Source organism: Mucilaginibacter sp. UYCu711, from assembly GCF_050433825.1.
Classification (GTDB): Bacteria; Bacteroidota; Bacteroidia; order Sphingobacteriales; family Sphingobacteriaceae; genus Mucilaginibacter.
The window spans coordinates 137,700-153,640 of the sequence record NZ_JBNPWM010000004.1 but is presented as its reverse complement, the minus strand read 5'-3'; the positions used below and the strand labels follow the sequence as shown (position 1 = coordinate 153,640).

At 47.2% G+C, this 15,941-nt stretch carries 21 protein-coding genes; 20 read left to right on the top strand and 1 reads right to left on the bottom strand.

Translation table 11 applies throughout. The annotated features are described in order from the left end of the window. Positions 1-24 precede the first annotated feature (24 nt). The 14 genes from ABIB50_RS10095 to ABIB50_RS10030 all read left to right on the top strand — a co-directional run bounded on the left by ABIB50_RS10095 (position 25) and on the right by ABIB50_RS10030 (position 9,785). On the top strand, positions 25-435 hold the full coding sequence (locus ABIB50_RS10095; protein WP_429379507.1) for a plasmid mobilization protein: 411 nt from the start codon (positions 25-27) through the stop codon (positions 433-435). 290 nt (positions 436-725) lie between these two features. Next, positions 726-1,235, top strand: a complete 510-nt coding sequence (locus ABIB50_RS10090; RefSeq protein ID WP_429379506.1) for a hypothetical protein — start codon at positions 726-728, stop codon at positions 1,233-1,235. Positions 1,236-1,271: 36 nt separating this feature from the next. Then, the gene (locus ABIB50_RS10085) at positions 1,272-1,589 is read left to right on the top strand and encodes a hypothetical protein (RefSeq protein ID WP_429379504.1); all 318 of its coding nucleotides are present in this window, start codon (positions 1,272-1,274) and stop codon (positions 1,587-1,589) included. Then, positions 1,589-2,917, top strand: coding sequence for a relaxase/mobilization nuclease domain-containing protein (locus tag ABIB50_RS10080; protein WP_429379503.1), 1,329 nt, complete (start codon positions 1,589-1,591; stop codon positions 2,915-2,917). The genes ABIB50_RS10085 and ABIB50_RS10080 overlap by 1 nt, the downstream gene beginning before the upstream one ends. A 20-nt stretch (positions 2,918-2,937) precedes the next feature. Then, positions 2,938-3,570, top strand: coding sequence for an AAA family ATPase (locus ABIB50_RS10075; protein ID WP_429379501.1), 633 nt, complete (start codon positions 2,938-2,940; stop codon positions 3,568-3,570). After that, positions 3,567-3,923, top strand: coding sequence for a hypothetical protein (locus ABIB50_RS10070; protein WP_429379500.1), 357 nt, complete (start codon positions 3,567-3,569; stop codon positions 3,921-3,923). Before ABIB50_RS10075 ends, ABIB50_RS10070 begins: the two co-directional genes overlap by 4 nt. Further along, the gene (locus ABIB50_RS10065) at positions 3,923-4,258 is read left to right on the top strand and encodes a hypothetical protein (RefSeq protein ID WP_429379498.1); all 336 of its coding nucleotides are present in this window, start codon (positions 3,923-3,925) and stop codon (positions 4,256-4,258) included. The genes ABIB50_RS10070 and ABIB50_RS10065 overlap by 1 nt, the downstream gene beginning before the upstream one ends. 3 nt (positions 4,259-4,261) lie before the next feature. Continuing rightward, the gene (locus tag ABIB50_RS10060) at positions 4,262-4,567 is read left to right on the top strand and encodes a DUF4134 family protein (RefSeq protein ID WP_429379496.1); all 306 of its coding nucleotides are present in this window, start codon (positions 4,262-4,264) and stop codon (positions 4,565-4,567) included. 90 nt (positions 4,568-4,657) lie between these two features. Next, complete coding sequence (locus ABIB50_RS10055) at positions 4,658-4,963, top strand: DUF4134 domain-containing protein (RefSeq protein ID WP_429379494.1); 306 nt, start codon at positions 4,658-4,660, stop codon at positions 4,961-4,963. Between the two features lie 4 nt (positions 4,964-4,967). Beyond that, positions 4,968-5,276, top strand: coding sequence for a plasmid transfer protein (locus tag ABIB50_RS10050; RefSeq protein WP_429379493.1), 309 nt, complete (start codon positions 4,968-4,970; stop codon positions 5,274-5,276). Further along, positions 5,254-7,728, top strand: coding sequence for a TraG family conjugative transposon ATPase (locus ABIB50_RS10045; protein ID WP_429379491.1), 2,475 nt, complete (start codon positions 5,254-5,256; stop codon positions 7,726-7,728). The genes ABIB50_RS10050 and ABIB50_RS10045 overlap by 23 nt, the downstream gene beginning before the upstream one ends. A gap of 11 nt (positions 7,729-7,739) precedes the next feature. Further along, positions 7,740-8,447: a hypothetical protein gene (locus ABIB50_RS10040; RefSeq protein ID WP_429379489.1), complete on the top strand. Its 708-nt coding sequence runs from the start codon at positions 7,740-7,742 to the stop codon at positions 8,445-8,447. 7 nt (positions 8,448-8,454) lie between these two features. Beyond that, a complete protein-coding gene (locus ABIB50_RS10035) occupies positions 8,455-9,126 on the top strand; it encodes a hypothetical protein (RefSeq protein ID WP_429379487.1) in 672 nt (223 codons plus the stop codon). Then, on the top strand, positions 9,123-9,785 hold the full coding sequence (locus tag ABIB50_RS10030; protein WP_429379485.1) for a hypothetical protein: 663 nt from the start codon (positions 9,123-9,125) through the stop codon (positions 9,783-9,785). The genes ABIB50_RS10035 and ABIB50_RS10030 overlap by 4 nt, the downstream gene beginning before the upstream one ends. Before the next feature lie 28 nt (positions 9,786-9,813). On the opposite strand, the gene ABIB50_RS10025 is transcribed toward ABIB50_RS10030, so the two are convergent. Further along, on the bottom strand, positions 9,814-10,686 hold the full coding sequence (locus ABIB50_RS10025) for an NAD-dependent epimerase/dehydratase family protein (protein WP_429379483.1): 873 nt from the start codon (positions 10,684-10,686) through the stop codon (positions 9,814-9,816). A gap of 25 nt (positions 10,687-10,711) precedes the next feature. Here ABIB50_RS10025 and ABIB50_RS10020 point away from each other — a divergent pair, with 25 nt between their 5' ends. The 6 genes from ABIB50_RS10020 to traN all read left to right on the top strand — a co-directional run bounded on the left by ABIB50_RS10020 (position 10,712) and on the right by traN (position 15,927). Then, complete coding sequence (locus tag ABIB50_RS10020; RefSeq protein WP_429379481.1) at positions 10,712-11,491, top strand: hypothetical protein; 780 nt, start codon at positions 10,712-10,714, stop codon at positions 11,489-11,491. 10 nt (positions 11,492-11,501) lie between these two features. Then, positions 11,502-12,668 carry a plasmid transfer protein gene (locus tag ABIB50_RS10015; protein ID WP_429379480.1) on the top strand — a complete coding sequence of 389 codons (1,167 nt, stop codon included), beginning with the start codon at positions 11,502-11,504 and terminating at the stop codon, positions 12,666-12,668. Between the two features lie 149 nt (positions 12,669-12,817). Beyond that, positions 12,818-13,432: a conjugative transposon protein TraK gene (traK, locus tag ABIB50_RS10010; protein WP_429379478.1), complete on the top strand. Its 615-nt coding sequence runs from the start codon at positions 12,818-12,820 to the stop codon at positions 13,430-13,432. Next, complete coding sequence (locus ABIB50_RS10005) at positions 13,410-13,856, top strand: hypothetical protein (protein ID WP_429379476.1); 447 nt, start codon at positions 13,410-13,412, stop codon at positions 13,854-13,856. Before traK ends, ABIB50_RS10005 begins: the two co-directional genes overlap by 23 nt. Further along, complete coding sequence (traM, locus tag ABIB50_RS10000; protein WP_429379475.1) at positions 13,853-15,082, top strand: conjugative transposon protein TraM; 1,230 nt, start codon at positions 13,853-13,855, stop codon at positions 15,080-15,082. The genes ABIB50_RS10005 and traM overlap by 4 nt, the downstream gene beginning before the upstream one ends. Before the next feature lie 2 nt (positions 15,083-15,084). Then, positions 15,085-15,927, top strand: coding sequence for a conjugative transposon protein TraN (traN, locus tag ABIB50_RS09995; protein ID WP_429379473.1), 843 nt, complete (start codon positions 15,085-15,087; stop codon positions 15,925-15,927). Positions 15,928-15,941 lie beyond the last annotated feature (14 nt).

Sequence of the window (15,941 nt, the reverse complement as noted above, 5' to 3'; positions counted from 1 at the left end):
AAATTCGCAACTCATTCCCTTTCTATGAAAAAGCAGAAATCTAAGGGGCGTCCGTCGATGACTGAAGGAAAAAGGGCTATCATGGTCAATGCTCGTTTTACAAATGAGGAATATCAGAACCTACTCGATCTTGAAAAAGAGCTGGGTCTAAGCCGGGCCGACCTGATCCGCTCCCGTGTCCTCCATAATGCCCCGCAGAAAATCATCAATGCCAGGCAAATGATCGGAAGTCTCGATGCGATAGGCACTGAAATGGGTCATGCGGGCAATAATATCAATCAACTCGCCCGGTATGCGAATATCCTCAGAAAGAAAGGTATTCTTTCGCCAATCGTGATCGAAAGCTTTAGCCTGCTGATGGAAACTTACCTCGGCAACCAGATCGCTTTGGAAGCGGTGCTTCGAAAACTTATGAGGATGATGAGCCAGGCATAAACTTGTAACTATATAGCTACACCGCCGCCAGGCTATGTTGTCACGTGGCCCTAAGGCTACAGATCGAAATAACAATAGGAATATATAGCGATAGTGCTGCGTAGCAATTGAGAAATATCGCCACCCAGAAACAGGGTTATAGAGCTTTATTATGACGTGACTCTGTAGGATTGTGGCAACCTATTTATAAAACGATAAGGCCATGTTACTACCATTCTACCAGGCTATAAGGTGGCAATGCATCGTACCGGGTACCAAACGATTTGATCATTAAATTTTAATATTTAACTATGGAAAATCAAACATCATTGGATGAAGGGGGAGCACTATTTGAAAAGCGTGCGCATGGTCACCTGCCGCACATCGATATTGCCGGAACAGATTTTACTATTGACTGGCGGCTAAAGGAGCTACTGGAAACTGCTGCACCGTGGAACGCTATTAACCTTCGTGACATAGAAACGTCAGAGTTGGATCAGTATCTGTTTTTTTACGACACGGTCTGTCATAATGTTCATGAGGTGGATTACAAACTTACCAAACTACCTGAAAACGTAGTAGTTGCAGAACTCCCCGACGAGATCAAACTTGATCCATTTGCCGTAGCCCGGGAACAAGGAGTTGACCCTGTTATATTCGTGCAGGACTTCCCCATACAAAAAGACTTGAAAGCGATTATCAAGCCACTTACGGAGTCCGGCTTACCTGTGTTCGTTTCAGCAAATCTATTGTTTATCGCCTCACAAAATAAAAACAAACCAACAGAGGAACAGCAACCGCAACGCGGCCACAGCCGTTAATCAGCTTTTTTTATTAACCATTAAATCCCATTTATCATGGAAATCATCATCACTTGGCCGCAGATCATTGCGGTCCTTTTTGTTTATTTTTTTTACCGATATATCTCCGGCTGCATCAAAAAACTTTATTGCGGCGCCGAATCGCCTTTTGACCCCTTTGTTCCCTATGCGGATGTCCGATCTTACGAGGCCTGGCGAAAGGGCTTTAATCAAGGTCAAAGAAAACTGCAAAAGAAATACGTCAAGTACCTGGACAAGATCAAAGCAGAAACCTTGAAATTGAGTGATTCTCTACAAGCCGTCTTTGATAAGTCGAAAGCCGAAGAGACACCGGTGGCTGAACAGCACGAATAATGATCGTCAAGATCCTGTCTTCTTCAGCCACATTCAGCGGGGTCATTTATAATACCGACAAGATCGACCGGGATAAAGGAGAACTCATGCTGGTCAAAAACTTCGGTTCCTTACAGGGACTGAATAGCCTCAGGCCGGAAGATTACCGTAATTACCTTAAAATGCTTTCCGCCCAAAACTCCAGAGTTCAAAAGCCCCAGTTCCATGCCGCCATTTCCGCTAAAGGAAAGAGTTATGATAAGACGGCCCTGACGGAGATCGCGAAAGCCTGGCTCAGAGAAATGGGTTACGGTGACCAGCCTTACCTAGTCGTTTTTCATAAAGATACCGATAATCACCATGTTCATATCGTTACCACCCGCGTGGACAAGAAAGGAAAAAAGATCAGCAACGTCTTTGAAAATGTCCGGGCCATTCAGAACCTGAACAAGGTTATGGGCATCGATGAAAAATATAGTGCCGAAGTTCAAATCATAAAGGCGATGGGCTATTCGTTTTCTACAAAGGCACAGTTCCTGATGATACTCGAAAGTCAGGGTTATAAGATCAAAGAAGCTGGTCAGCATCTTCAAATTATCAAATTCGGTCATCAGCTATTTCAAATTTCCTTAGATAAGGTAATCGCAAAGGCAGAAACTTTTGCAAAAAATCAGCAGCGCCAAAAGCGATTGAAAGCTTTTTTTGAGAAATACAGCGCGGTTTATCGAACGACCCTTTCCCGGATGAGCGAACCGTTACCGGGTGGCCGGGATAAGCCAACCGGTGCTTTTACGTCCGATTTTGCGCGTTTCATGGCAGCTGAATTTGGCCTCACCTTCTTATTTCATGCGCAGTCGGATAAAGATCCCTATGGTTATTCCATTATCGATCATGCCGGCAAGGCTGTTTGGAAAGGCAGCGATATCATGCCCTTAAAGGTTCTGCTTGCGAAACCCGGCCGTGAAGCGTACAGTGTCGGAGAATTAGCTAGCGCTGAAGCAAAGTTTCGGAAGGCGACGCCGGATGAGAAAGCTTATTACGCGGTGTTACTCAAAGCCTCCATTCGCAATTACCCGGATGTCGCGCAAGGGTTGCGTCACCAGGGACTTTCGCTGGAACAAAAAGACGGTGTTGTACTGCTAACCGATCCTGCTGTAGCAATTGCTATACCTGTAAATGATCTCCTTACCGATACAGCTTCACCGGAATACATGCAGGTGCAGCAATACATCCTAACAACGGATCATATTGATGTACCGCCTATGTACATCGCGCCGGATGTTGATGATGAGGCCATCAATGGCAGGAACCGCCGCCGGAAGAAGAAAGCAAGAACGACTACCCGATAACACATTTAAATCAAATTTTCATGGTCATTATTATAGGAAACCAAAAAGGGGGTGCCGGAAAAAGCACGCTCACGCTCCTGCTGGCCAATTATCTGGCGCTTGCGAAAAAATGCGAGCTTACGGTAATGGATATGGACTACCAGCAATCGCTGGCGCAGAAATACGAAAAAGCCAAAGTGCTGGAAAACGACGAGCCTTATCAGGTCATTGCTGCGGGACTGGAACATTTCCCGGATATGGCTGAAGTGCTGGGTCAAAACAAAAACCACATTATCTTGGTCGATCTTCCCGGCAAACTGGATGACGATGGTCTCATCCCATTATTCGAGGCCGCCGATCTCGTGCTATGCCCTTTCGCTTATGATGAGTTCAGCTATGAATCCACCATCCTGTTTTCCGTTGTGCTGCGCAAGATCAATCCGGATGTGGCGATCATTTATATCCCTAACCGGATCAAGGCCAATGTAAAATATGAAACGCAGTTAGAGGTGAATGAACAACTGGCCCACTTTGGTGAGATCAGCGACAAAATACCGGACCGTATCGATGTCCAGCGGACGAATACCCAACAGACCCAATTGTCGGTATACCCGGTCATCGTGCCCGTATTCTCCAAAATTTTTGAGCAATATATTAAACCCAATAGCTTATGAGTGAAATCAAATCACTGGCTGACCAGTTGCGCAGCAAGATCAAACCAATGGACGGTGCAGCAGAAAAGGATCAAAAGGCAAAGAAAATTGAAGATTCCGAGGTATCGGAAAAATCGGCCCCACCGCCAAAAATACCGCCTATCCTGGAACTGCTGCGCACTTATGACAATTCCGACCACAAAAGCATGGTGCATGTCCGCTTTGGTGCCAAGACATTGCAAACCATGAATCATTTTAAAATGGCTACTGGGATCGATGTGACCAAGCTGGTTGCCTACGCAGTACGCGAACTGTTCACGCTGCATCCCGAACTCAAAACAATTATCAAACAATTTATCCAAAAACTTGACTAATGAACTGGCTACAATTTTTACTCTGGATCGCCGGGTTTTACACGATGTATTACCTGGTGGTAATCCTGCTGGACCTGAAAGGTCCGGTCAAAACGGGCGACGCAGATGAAACTGCACAGTTGCTCACCTTCTCCGAAGCAGAAACTACGCAAGTGATGGAACTGGAAGCTATCCCCAAAAGTGATATCACTACGGCTAAAAACCACCTGGCGCAAAAACTCTCAAAGGCAGCAACGCCCGACATCATCGCCTCAGGCGGCGTTCGCGTAAAAGAGATATTCAATCTCGCCCGCGCTGAGGCCATCGTCTATTCCAAGGCCATAACCACTTTCTAAGCTATGAAAAAGGTCCCGCAAAAAACGGTAATGCTACTGTTGTTATGCCTGATGACACTAAATTCATTGGCCCAGCCCGGATTGGATGAGATGCAACAAGCCAGGCAGGACCTGACCGGTTCCTTCTTTTCGTCCATCGATGCTTCCTTAGTATTGGCGGCTATTTTTGGCCTGATCGGCGCTGTCAGGATCTACCATAACTGGCAGATGGGTAAACAGCAGATCACCACTGATGTGGCGGCCTGGTTCTATGCCGCGCTTTTTATGGTTTTAATGGGCGCTTTTGTCCGTGCCATTTTCGGCATTTAAACCAATTCCAATCATAAGATTAAGCCGCTTCCGGCCGTGGCGGCTTTCTTTTTTAACTCGATTTCCATTTATTTTTTAACGAACAAACAAATGAAAAGAACAAAAAAAATGTTCACGATGGCCATCCTATGGGCCATTACGCAGGTGCCGGCTTTCGCCCAAAGCGGCGTTAATGGTTTGAATACCGCGACCAGCACCCTGAAAACCTATGTTGACCCAGTCACCAATATCGCCCTCGTGATCGGCGGTATTGTGGGCATCGTCGGCGGTATCCGCGTGTATTCCAAGTGGAATAGCGGAGACCAGGATATTAACAAGGAATTGATGGGTTGGGGCGGATCCTGCCTTTTCCTGGTCCTTTCCTCCCTTATCATCAAGGCATTCTTTGGACTATAAGCCCATGGCCAAGCGATTCGCTGTTTACAAGGGGCTGGAACGGCCCCTTGTTTTCAAAGGCTTCAAGGGCAAATTTATTTATTGGGGCGTTGGCTCCCTGTTGCTCGGGCTGGTTGCAGGTTCCATCACCATGGCGCTGGTCAATATGTGGGTTGGCGCCATCGTGCTGGTCGGCATCATCGTCGGGGGCCTGTTCTATACCGCCAGCCGGCAAAAAGGCGGCCTGCACAATAAATCCCGCTCGACGGGTATTTATGTCCACCGCGCAAACCTTAAAAATCTCCAATTATATGCCGCAAAAAAACGAATTTAAGTTACCTTATTTAGGTACCGACACCTACCATGAGTACGACCTGCTCTATGGCGCGAAAGGTGAGTTTTCGGTAGTGATCGAGATCACTAACCCCATTGTCCGCTATGCCGCATCGCCGGTAGCCTACGACGAGTTTCACAGCATTTTCACCAGCCTGGTTAAGATCCTAGGCGATGGCTACCTGTTACAAAAACAGGATATTTTCAGTAAAGCGAAATATCCGTACCGGAAAGCCGACGATTATTTGCAGGATAAATACAATGCCCATTTCGAGGGCCGGGAATATACACAGATCAGCACTTACCTGACCGTTACGAAACAACCGAAAAAAGGCCATTTCTATGTTTATGACCCCAAAGTATTGCAGGAGTTCCGGCAAGCCGTTACCAAAGTCGTATCGATCCTGGAGATTTCCAGATGCCGTCCTTCCCTGCTTAAAAAGCACCAGGTGAATAAACTGATGATCAGCGTGCTTGCGATGGACTTCAGCCGCAGCAGCCTGGTACTGAATAATATTAGGCCGACGGATACGGAACTGCAAATGGGTAACCGGTCCACCCGCTGTATCACCCTGGTCAACGCGGATAATGTCGATCTGCCTTCAGAAGTAAGCACGCATGTAGAACTAAACGACAAGGACACCATGAAAGGTTTCCCGGTGGATGTGCTGAATTTTCTGCACCAGGTACCCGGCTATGAGACGATCATTTACAACCAAGTGATCGAGATCCCATCGCAGCAAATGACGCTGAATAAGTTGGAAGTCAAAAAGAAAAGACATTCTGGTATTCCCGACCCGGCCAACCAGCTCTGCGTGGAAGATATCGATCACCTGTTGCGCGACGTGGCCCGCGACAATCAATTATTAGTACAGGCCCACTTCAATATCATGGTTACCTGTAAACAGGAGCACCTGCAAAGGGCGGCCAATTTTATTGAGAACGCCTTATTTAGCCTGGGTATTATTGTCAGCAAGAACGCTTACAACCAGCTGGAGCTTTTCCGCACGGCACTGCCGGGTAACGGCGTGGAGATCCAAAATTACGACTGGTTCCTAACAACCTGTGATGCTGCGCTTTGCCTGTTCTTTAAAGAGAGTTTGCCGAAGGATGATCCAAGTAAGTTCCTCGTTCATTTCACCGATAGGCAAGGAATACCAATAGGGATCGACCTCTCGGACCTGATGATGCGTACGGGTAGAATTTCCAACCGGAACCGATTTGTATTAGGCGGTTCCGGTACTGGTAAGTCCTTTTTTATCAACAGCCTAGTCGAACAATACCTGCTTTATAACATGGATGTCGTTATCGTTGATGTCGGGCACTCCTACACTGGGCTTAACCAATTTAAGAACGGCAAATACATTACGTATACCGAAGAAAAGCCGATCACGATGAACCCGTTTCAGATCAAGGCCGACGAATATAATATCGAAAAGAAAGACTTCCTGGTTACGCTCACCGGTTTACTTTGGAAAGGCGCCGACGGAACGATCAGCACGGTGGAAAGGGATGTGATCTCCAACATCGTGAGTTCCTATTATAATGCTTATTTCAATCCGGAGATCACTGATGGGCAAAGCCGGTCTAGTGAAGTTACTGAGCTCAATTTCAACAGTTTTTATGATTTCGCGCTTTATAAGGTTCCGGTCATTAAAAGCGAAGATCATATTCCCTTTGACCTGGACGAGTTCCGGTATGTACTTAAGAAATTTTACCGGGGCGGCGAATATGATACTATCTTGAACGAAGCGGCCGATGAGTCGCTTTTTTTTGAGCCTTTCATTATCTATGAAATTGATAATGTGAAAGATAATAAGGTTCTCTTTCCAATCTGTACGTTGATCATCATGGACGTATTCATTCAGAAAATGCGCCACCGCAAAGACCGCCGGAAGACTTTGATCCTGGAAGAAGCGTGGAAGGCCCTTGCCTCACCGATCATGGCGGAATTTCTTTTATACCTCAATAAAACGGTCCGAAAGTTCTGGGGAGAGATCATCGAAGTTACCCAGGAATTGGGCGATATCCTGAGCAATCCGATCGTCAAAGACAGCATCATCAATAATTCGGATACCGTGATCCTGCTCGACCAAAGCAAGGCGTTGGAAAACTTCAAGGAGGTTGCCAAATTGCTTTCGATCACCGAAACGGAACAACGCAAGATCTTTACCACCAACCAGCTCGATAACAAGGAGAACCGCGGCATGTTCAAGGAAGTTTATATCCGTCGCGGGCAGACTGGTGAAGTTTATGGGGTCGAGGTATCGATTGAGCAATATCTCGTCTATACCACGGAAAAACCCGAAAAATCAGCAGTAGAGATCTATACCAGGCATTATGGAAAATACACGGAAGGGCTCGATGCTTTTGTTGCCGATTACCGCCAAAGCGGCAAATCACTCACCGAATTTGTAACGGCTGTCAACACGGTCGGCAAACCAATCATTTAATTTTTCTTGATATGAAAAAGTATATTTTCTTATTCCTATTGCTACCGGTCATCGTGGCGCGGTCACAGGTACTGTATGTAGATCCGGTCACCTCGGCAGCAATGCTTGTCCACAGCGCTACCATCAATGGGCAGCTCAATACAACCAACAATAACCTGACCGCCATACAGCGCGGGCAACTGGCGGTCACCAGTCAATTGGTCATTGTCAACGATATGCAGCAGAAAATCTATACCGGGCTCAGCCAGGTCGCCAGCGTCATCAATAACTTGACCACGATCAAAGAGATCGCCGATATCGGTTTCGATATTGTCACCGATTTGGGCAAGGCTGTCACGACGGCGAAGTCAGATCCTGTACTCCTGCTCTTTGCGGAACAGGGTGCCCGTGACTTTGAAACCCGTGCCACGATGCTAGCCACGGAAGTAAGCGCTTTTGTACTCAAAGGAGGAAAAGACAACTTAATGGATTCCGGCGAACGGGGCAAGTTACTAAACCATATCGCGAATGAAATGCGCATTCTGCGCGGGATCGCTTACGGAATGCAGCGGGCCATGTACTGGGCAAAAATGCGCGGGATCTGGGCTTCGCTTAACCCATGGGGTGAGTGGCAAAACATGGATGTACAGATCGCTAACAGTGTTTTAACTGAAGCAAAATACATCAAAAATAACCATCATCCCGCCAGGGATGAGCGCTTGAATGGCTTTAAAAAATAATTAACATATGAAAAACGCAATCATCTTAAGCCCGCTAATCATGCTGATGTGTGTAACGGGCGCTCACGCACAAAAAAGTGCGCTTAACATACCTGGCATTTGGCAATTGACAGACTATTCCAAGTCGGAAAATAAACTGCAGACTGATGCGCGGTACAACCAGACGGTAGTGACTGCGAACGAAGCTACCAATAAAACCATGCTGGCTAAATTGAAGGATACTTATCGCAATTTACAGCAACGATACAATATGCTGGGCACTGCCATTGATATAGCTAATATTGGAATTGAGGCGACGCCGATGGTCAACCGCATCATAAGTAACCAGGCACAGCTTTACCAATTGGCCCAAAATAACCCGGCCATCATTGCCTTAGCTTACCAAACAGAGATCGAGTTTGTAGACAAGTCGCATAGCCTGGTGAATTACCTCGTCGGCTTGAGCGCGTCCATTGGCGACGTGAACCAGATGAAAATGTCAGACCGGAAGATCCTGTTTGATTTTATCATCACCGAGCTGAGCAGTATCGAGGATCTTTCCGGCAACCTGGTCAGTTCGATTCAATACGCCAACTTAAACGTATTGATCCGGTCACTGAACCCATTCCAGGATTATATAGACCAGGATAAATCTCTGATCAGCGACATTATTGCCAACGCCAAATACCTAAAGCAATGAAAAAGTTATTTATTATAGTCTGTCTGATCAGCCAGTTTACTACCGGGTTTACGCAACGTATTGTTTTTGACCCGAAGCATTTCGCATCGGTCGTGGAAAACGGATCGGTGCAAAGTTCAGCGGAGGTCACCCACAGCCAGTACCTGAAGAAGATCGATAACAACCTGCAAACCGTCAATACCAACGTAGGCTCGGTTGTGCTGGCCCAGACCCTCATTTATAACGGGCTAGCCAATGTGAACTCTGCACTGAAAAACGGGCTGACGGTTAAAGATATGGCGGTCATTGTTGCCGATATCGTCAGCTATACAAATCAGACACTCCAAATGGCTAAAGCAGAGCCCTATCTACTATTTTTTACAGAAAGCTACGCTAATGAGATCAAGGGCCGCGCAACCCGCCTGGTCACGGATGTATCGAGTTTTGTGCTGAAAGAAGGTGATAATGTACTGGCGGATTATAATACTCGCGACCAATTACTGGCGCATGTCCGGCAGGAGTTGCAGATCATTGACGGCCTGGCCTACGGCGCCTGGCGGGCGGTATTCTGGGCAAAGGAGCGCGGAATCATTGCATCGCTTAACCCTTTTGCCGTCTTTATCAATAATGACAAAATCTTCGTGGATGATATTATCCGCAATGCCAAATATTTAAAGTGAAAAGATATAACTGAGATAAATTAATCTTTTATGATTTGCTTGGGACCTGACCATGTAAAATTTCATTTAGCAAATACTTGAAGGTATACTTGGGGAAATATCCAAGCAAATGTTTAGCTTTTTCCGAACAATATACGCGATCAATGCATTCGGGAAACTTCCAAAAAAACATTTTATAAAATTCTTCCGCTTCAGGGAAATGCTTTAAAATAACCATTTTTGGGGATTTTCTTAAAATCACCAATTCCTCTTTTAGAAATGGCGATCCACTTGAGATATTGAAGATTTCAAATTGATCGAATGTTTGGTTTAAAGCCAATTCTAAAGCCTTTGCGCCGTCTCTTTCATCTAAACCCCGGTAAAGCCGATGATTGAAAGTCAGGTTAACGGTTTCCGGCAAAAAGCGGCCAACACGATATACTGAACATTGCAGCTTCTCTTTATTAAAGAAGTCTTTACACAATTGTTCTGCGGTTTGCTTGGTGATATCATATATGTCGCGTGGGCAGTCAGCTAATTGTTCGTCAACCCATACCGCCTGATCAGGATCAATCATGGAGGATCCATAAATCGATGTTGTACTGACGTAAAGGAACTTCCCAACCCCGTGATGCACGGCTGCATTTAATAAATTAAGTGTACCATAGATATTAATGTCAATGAAGGATTCTCTGGAATAGTTCAGGTCATAATGTTTACCATGGACAGCGGCGGTATGTATGATCGCATCAAAGCCTTTTATAACTTCCATCATCCGGTTCTTATCTCTGATGTCCGCGAACTGATCCGTTGTTTCTGATAATATAATATCTAGGCCGACAACCTCGTGTCCGCAACTTCTAAGTTGTTTAACAGTGATGGAACCTAACTGGCCCCCCGATCCTGTAACTAATACTTTCATAAAATTTAATTTTGACAAATTAACAATGAAAAAACAATTAATACTAATACTGCTGCACCTATGCGCCTGGGCACATGGGTTTGCACAAATGCCTATTAACGATGAGGCGATCCGTTACCAGGAGGAACGCATGGTCTTTAAGCAATGGGACCAGGACAAATTCAAGCCCGGCAGCGGTTTCCTCGGACTCAGTCCTTATTACTGGCTGACTTGGGGACTGATGCCCAGCTATAAAAAAACTGACTTAAGGCCATTAGGTCCATCAGGGCCGCAAACGCAACGGCTGGCATTGGTGGCCACGATGAACAGCACCGATAACAGTTACAAACTGCATGCGGATACCCTGCGTAACGCTGCGCTTTCGGAGATTGCAAACCAGGAGGGATTGCTGTCGACGACTGATCCCCTTTGGAACCTATATTATTCTAAAGAGCTCAGACCGGTGGAGAACCATTCGGAAGCCACTATACTTGGAGCCTTGCCAGGCGCTGTCCGTCAAGCCGTGATCAGCGAGGGTATCTATAATTGGTATGCCCGCGAACTGGATATGCTGAAAGAAAGGCTCGATGCCGCCCGCAGCACCAATATGGATCGCGGGGCGCGAATTATGGCCTATCACCGGATGCTGTTGGAATACCGGGTATTGGCCGCTACCTGGGCGATTCGTACCGCGACCGCGCTCGTGAATCAAAAAATGACGGTCGGGCAAGCCAAAGCGGTTGGTGGTCAGATAGCAATCGATAACTGGACACCGCAAACCGACATAGAAATTGCCAGGCAAGTGCTCGCCAACAGAAAATATTAAACCCAATATTATGAAAAGAAAATTAGTGCTCACGCTGTGCCTGCTTTTAGGGCTCGGTGTATCGCTGGGCTTCGCGCAGGTGAACCCCAGCCCGGATTATAAAAAATCCTTACAATTCCTCCAGGGAAACGATGTCTACGAAGAAGGCATGATGACCCTTTTAAAAGGACTAAAAAACGGTCTCTGGGATAGCTTCAGTATGTTTATCACCGACGCCAAAGCGCTCTCGGCCATCTTTATGATCATCTTTTTTGCTATTAAGTCGTACGAAATGATGGCGGGTGATAAAAAGATGGAGATCATGCCGCTGCTGCGTCCCTTCGGTTTGGTCATGGTTATTCTCTGGTGGCGGGCATTTGTGTATGTCGTCGCCTTCCCGGCTGACCTGATCGCCGCTAAAACAGAAGATATGTACAAGACCGAACAGAATAATGTAAACGACCTGCGCTTCACGCGAGCCAATTATATGCTGCAGGTCGCCAATTCCCTGTATACCTTCCAGGCGCAGACGGAGGTGGCGGCCAAAGAATCGGACACCTGGTATGGCCGTGCTTGGGATTCGGTGTCCAGTACCGTAAAAGAAGGGATCTCAACCGTGGTTTCGCCTTTGCTGGAACTTAAGAACCGGCTGACCGTGGGGCTGCAACTGCTGCTCACCCAACTATTAGAACTTGTCGGCATCTGGATTCTTAGAATAGCGGTATATATAATATTTATGATCCAGATCATTTACTCCGCTATCCTGGTCATTTTAGGGCCTTTTGCGGTAGCCGTAAGTATCCTGCCTGCCTTTCGTGACAGTTTTACGACCTGGATAGCCCGTTTTATTTCGGTCAATCTATATTCCGGCATTGGCTATCTGGTGATGTACCTCAGCGCGCTGATTCAAAAATACGCACTGACTTCCGAGATCAGTAAATATAAGGAACTGGTTGGCGAGAATGGTGTCGGTGCAAGCATCGAGAAAATGACCGTTTTTGCCGGTAATGGCGTACTGTCCTTCGGAACGGTGATCATCACTTTTATTGTCAGCGCCATTTGCATGTTCACGGTGCCGAGCATTTCGACCTGGATCGTATCGACCTCCGGTATTACCTCTGCTTCTTCCAGCTTTGGCCGCGGTGCCGCCACGATGGGCGGCCTGGCCCGAAAAGCCGCTACCGGCAGCTTCTTTTAAATTATTCATTTTCTTTTTTCTGTTTCTTTTTTTTCTGTTGTCCCGGTCGCCTGCCCTGCTCTGCAGGCGGCTTTTTTTCCTTTCTGTTTTTTTTTCTGTTATCAGGCCGCCTGTAATATGCTCAGGCGGCCTTTTTTATTCCTGAAATTATGATCATCAAAAATATTGAATCCAAAATAAGACTGGCCACCACGGTCGCCATCGGCAGCCTGATCGCAGCCGTTATCATCTCCGGGATCGCCTGCAGTTATGCCTACCGGCAGGTGCTCAGCGCCCGGCGAAGTATATATATCCTGGATAATACCGTGCCTATCCTGGCCAAACAAACCGATGTGGAGATCAACCGCCCGGCAGAATACCGGGCGCACGTGGACCTGTTTCATGCTATCTTTTTCTCGCTGACGCCCGATGATAAATACATCGAGTACCAAATGAAAAAAGCCATGTACCTGATCGATGAATCCGGTGCCCAGCAAATGAATAATCTGAAGGAAAAGGGTTATTTCAATTCGATACTGTCCTCCAGTTCCGTACTGACACTGCAAACCGATTCGATTGTGCTGGATATGCCGCACAAATATTTCCGGTTCTATGGCAGGCTAAAGATTGACCGGCGCAGTTCCACCATCACCCGTTCCCTGATTACCGAGGGTAACCTGAAAGATATCCCGCGAAGTGATAATAACCCGCACGGTGTACTGATCACCAATTGGAAAACCTTAGAAAATAAAGACCTCGAAAATGTTCCGAAGAATACATTCTAACCGCGACCCGGGCAATACGCTCTACCGCGAGATCAAAAACGAGTTTGGCAGCTACTTTGAAAAAGCTGAAACCACGACGGGCAAAATTGTCCAAAGAAACCCCAGGGGATCGCTGATCGTGATGTGCCTGCTCATGCTGCTATCGGCTGTCCTGTCGTTTACGGTGTTTCGCGGACATGAAAAAGCAGCAAAGCCGTTTCCCGTTCAAAATGCCAACGCGGCTCTTCCGGTGACATCGCCCGTTAGCGAAGGCTTCGACCAGATCCTTTCCACCACCTCGGCTTTACAGCAAACGCTCGGTCTGAAAAAAGAGGTGGAAAGCCTGCTTGCCAAACCGAAACTGACACCCGCCGATAGCGCCCAACTGGAAAAAGCGCTCGACCGGCTCGGGCAATTACAACAACACGTAACCCAACAACCATGAAAATCAATTTTAAACAGCCCAAGTATATTTTTCCGCTGATCATCCTGCCATTTCTCTGCCTCTTTTTTTATGTCTGGCACAGCAGCGCGGCGAAAAAGAAAACCAACGTCAAACAGGAAGCAGGCATCCAGGATAATATCGGCGATGTATCTGCCGATGTCAAAAAGAAAGCCTTATCGGACAAACTCGATGCCTTTCGAAATACCTATAAAGAGTCTGACGGCTATACGGCCGTTAATGCCATCGGCACGGATTCGGCAAACGTGAAGGCTTTAAAAAGTCAGTACAGCGAACGCGAAAAACACATGCTTGATTCCATCGACCAGCAAATGAAACAAAAGTTTCGCAGCATTCCGCCGGGACGCGCACCAACTCCTGCCACCAATTATACCGGCAGCTCCGGTTACCACCGCAAGCGACCGGCGAACAATGATGACCAGGCATTAGCATCCGCTTTGTCCAACCTGGCCGCCCAGCGCCGCCAGCAAACGGCGAGGCCGCCCTCGTTGGTACCGGCCACCAGTGAAAAAGACCCGATGGAACTTTTTAAAACGCAGATGGCCTATATGGACAGCGTAAGCAAATCCAATGACCCGCAGTATAAAGCCGAGCAGCAAAAAAAAGTGGCGCTTGGCAAAGCGGAGAGTTTGCGGAAGAGCCAGCCTTTACTGGATGTGCATAAGGCACAGGAATCCACTGATGATTTCAATACTATCATGCCGCAAAAGCACGACTATTTTATCACAGCGATCATTGATGAGAATGTGACCGGTTATGCCGGTTCCCGGATCCGCCTGCGGTTGCTCGATGATATATATGCGGGACATGTGCTGATCAAAAAAGGGACATATCTCTATGCCCTCATTTCGGGGTTCCAGGGTCAGCGCGTTACACTTTTGGTACAATCCGTGTTGACGGGCGACCACATCCTCCCCGTTAGGCTGGAGGTATATGACCAGGACGGGCTCCCAGGGCTATATGTACCCGCCTCCGCATTCCGGGATTTTACCAAGGACCTGAGCGGAAACGCGATGCAGGGCGTGACCATCGACGGTGGCGCGCAGAACGGCAGCCAGTTCCTGATGAGCACACTCGATAAAATGTTCCAGTCCACTTCATCGGCGATTGCCAGCGCCATCCGCAAGAACAAGGCGAAGATCAAATACAATTCCTACATCTATTTAATTGACCCGCAGGCGCAACAAAACGCCTCACAAAACCACTGATCATGCATAAAATATCATTATTGTTTGCGGTCATTTTCATGGCCGCCCTGCATTCCTTTGCCCAAAAAACGGCACCATTGAACGGGTTTGAAAAATCCGCTCTTCCCATCGTTTACCTGCCGGACGATCTTTCTGTACATTTCATTTCGCCGGAACCGATCCAGTACGTGGATATTTCCACGAAAAGCGTAACCGGCGATCTGCCTATTAAAAACATCCTGCGTATCCGCCGCCGGGCCGATTCCGTCGCCATTCCTAAGGATGCCGTCATCACCATTGTCGGCGAAAAGTTTATTGCACAGTACCGCATTGTGTTTGCTGAACCTGCCGGGCCGGTACATTCCGATATTGAGATCATGCCTGCTGAAACGCGGGCCATCGATTACACCGGTGTCGGGCTTTCCCAGCCGGAACTCAAAGCTTATGCGCTGGACCTGGTCGCCGGAAAACCGGAAAAGAACCTGGAACATAGTAAGGCCTACGATATCCGCTGCCAGCTTAACCACATCTACACGCTCGGCGATTACATTTTCCTCGACCTGAGTTACAAAAATAAAAGCAAGCTCAAATACGATATCGATGAGCTGCGCTTTAAGATCGAAGACAAAAAGGTCACCAAGGCGACAACCGTGCAGACCATTGAGATCAAACCGGAATTCGTCCTGTTTGAATCGGCGGTTTTTAAAAAGCATTACCGGAATATTTTCGTCTTTAAGAAATTCACTTTTCCGGGTAACAAGCTACTCAACATTGAACTCAGCGAAAAACAGTTTTCCGGCCGCATCATCAGTTTGAAAATCCCTTATAAGGATATCCTGGACGCTGACCTGATCCCTTCCCGCTAAGCCGGGCCATTCAT

What these genes read in the sequence shown, in the direction of transcription:
- ABIB50_RS10095 (WP_429379507.1), top strand. Translation starts at nt 25, where the DNA reads ATGAAAAAGCAGAAATCTAAGGGGCGTCCGTCGATGACTGAAGGAAAA.
- ABIB50_RS10055 (WP_429379494.1), top strand. Translation starts at nt 4,658, where the DNA reads ATGAAAAGAACAAAAAAAATGTTCACGATGGCCATCCTATGGGCCATT.
- ABIB50_RS10090 (WP_429379506.1), top strand. Translation starts at nt 726, where the DNA reads ATGGAAAATCAAACATCATTGGATGAAGGGGGAGCACTATTTGAAAAG.
- ABIB50_RS10085 (WP_429379504.1), top strand. Translation starts at nt 1,272, where the DNA reads ATGGAAATCATCATCACTTGGCCGCAGATCATTGCGGTCCTTTTTGTT.
- ABIB50_RS10080 (WP_429379503.1), top strand. Translation starts at nt 1,589, where the DNA reads ATGATCGTCAAGATCCTGTCTTCTTCAGCCACATTCAGCGGGGTCATT.
- ABIB50_RS10035 (WP_429379487.1), top strand. Translation starts at nt 8,455, where the DNA reads ATGAAAAACGCAATCATCTTAAGCCCGCTAATCATGCTGATGTGTGTA.
- traM (WP_429379475.1), top strand. Translation starts at nt 13,853, where the DNA reads ATGAAAATCAATTTTAAACAGCCCAAGTATATTTTTCCGCTGATCATC.
- ABIB50_RS10070 (WP_429379500.1), top strand. Translation starts at nt 3,567, where the DNA reads ATGAGTGAAATCAAATCACTGGCTGACCAGTTGCGCAGCAAGATCAAA.
- traK (WP_429379478.1), top strand. Translation starts at nt 12,818, where the DNA reads ATGATCATCAAAAATATTGAATCCAAAATAAGACTGGCCACCACGGTC.
- ABIB50_RS10020 (WP_429379481.1), top strand. Translation starts at nt 10,712, where the DNA reads ATGAAAAAACAATTAATACTAATACTGCTGCACCTATGCGCCTGGGCA.
- ABIB50_RS10030 (WP_429379485.1), top strand. Translation starts at nt 9,123, where the DNA reads ATGAAAAAGTTATTTATTATAGTCTGTCTGATCAGCCAGTTTACTACC.
- ABIB50_RS10065 (WP_429379498.1), top strand. Translation starts at nt 3,923, where the DNA reads ATGAACTGGCTACAATTTTTACTCTGGATCGCCGGGTTTTACACGATG.
- ABIB50_RS10050 (WP_429379493.1), top strand. Translation starts at nt 4,968, where the DNA reads ATGGCCAAGCGATTCGCTGTTTACAAGGGGCTGGAACGGCCCCTTGTT.
- ABIB50_RS10060 (WP_429379496.1), top strand. Translation starts at nt 4,262, where the DNA reads ATGAAAAAGGTCCCGCAAAAAACGGTAATGCTACTGTTGTTATGCCTG.
- ABIB50_RS10005 (WP_429379476.1), top strand. Translation starts at nt 13,410, where the DNA reads ATGTTCCGAAGAATACATTCTAACCGCGACCCGGGCAATACGCTCTAC.
- ABIB50_RS10045 (WP_429379491.1), top strand. Translation starts at nt 5,254, where the DNA reads ATGCCGCAAAAAAACGAATTTAAGTTACCTTATTTAGGTACCGACACC.
- traN (WP_429379473.1), top strand. Translation starts at nt 15,085, where the DNA reads ATGCATAAAATATCATTATTGTTTGCGGTCATTTTCATGGCCGCCCTG.
- ABIB50_RS10015 (WP_429379480.1), top strand. Translation starts at nt 11,502, where the DNA reads ATGAAAAGAAAATTAGTGCTCACGCTGTGCCTGCTTTTAGGGCTCGGT.
- ABIB50_RS10075 (WP_429379501.1), top strand. Translation starts at nt 2,938, where the DNA reads ATGGTCATTATTATAGGAAACCAAAAAGGGGGTGCCGGAAAAAGCACG.
- ABIB50_RS10025 (WP_429379483.1), bottom strand. Translation starts at nt 10,686, where the DNA reads ATGAAAGTATTAGTTACAGGATCGGGGGGCCAGTTAGGTTCCATCACT.
- ABIB50_RS10040 (WP_429379489.1), top strand. Translation starts at nt 7,740, where the DNA reads ATGAAAAAGTATATTTTCTTATTCCTATTGCTACCGGTCATCGTGGCG.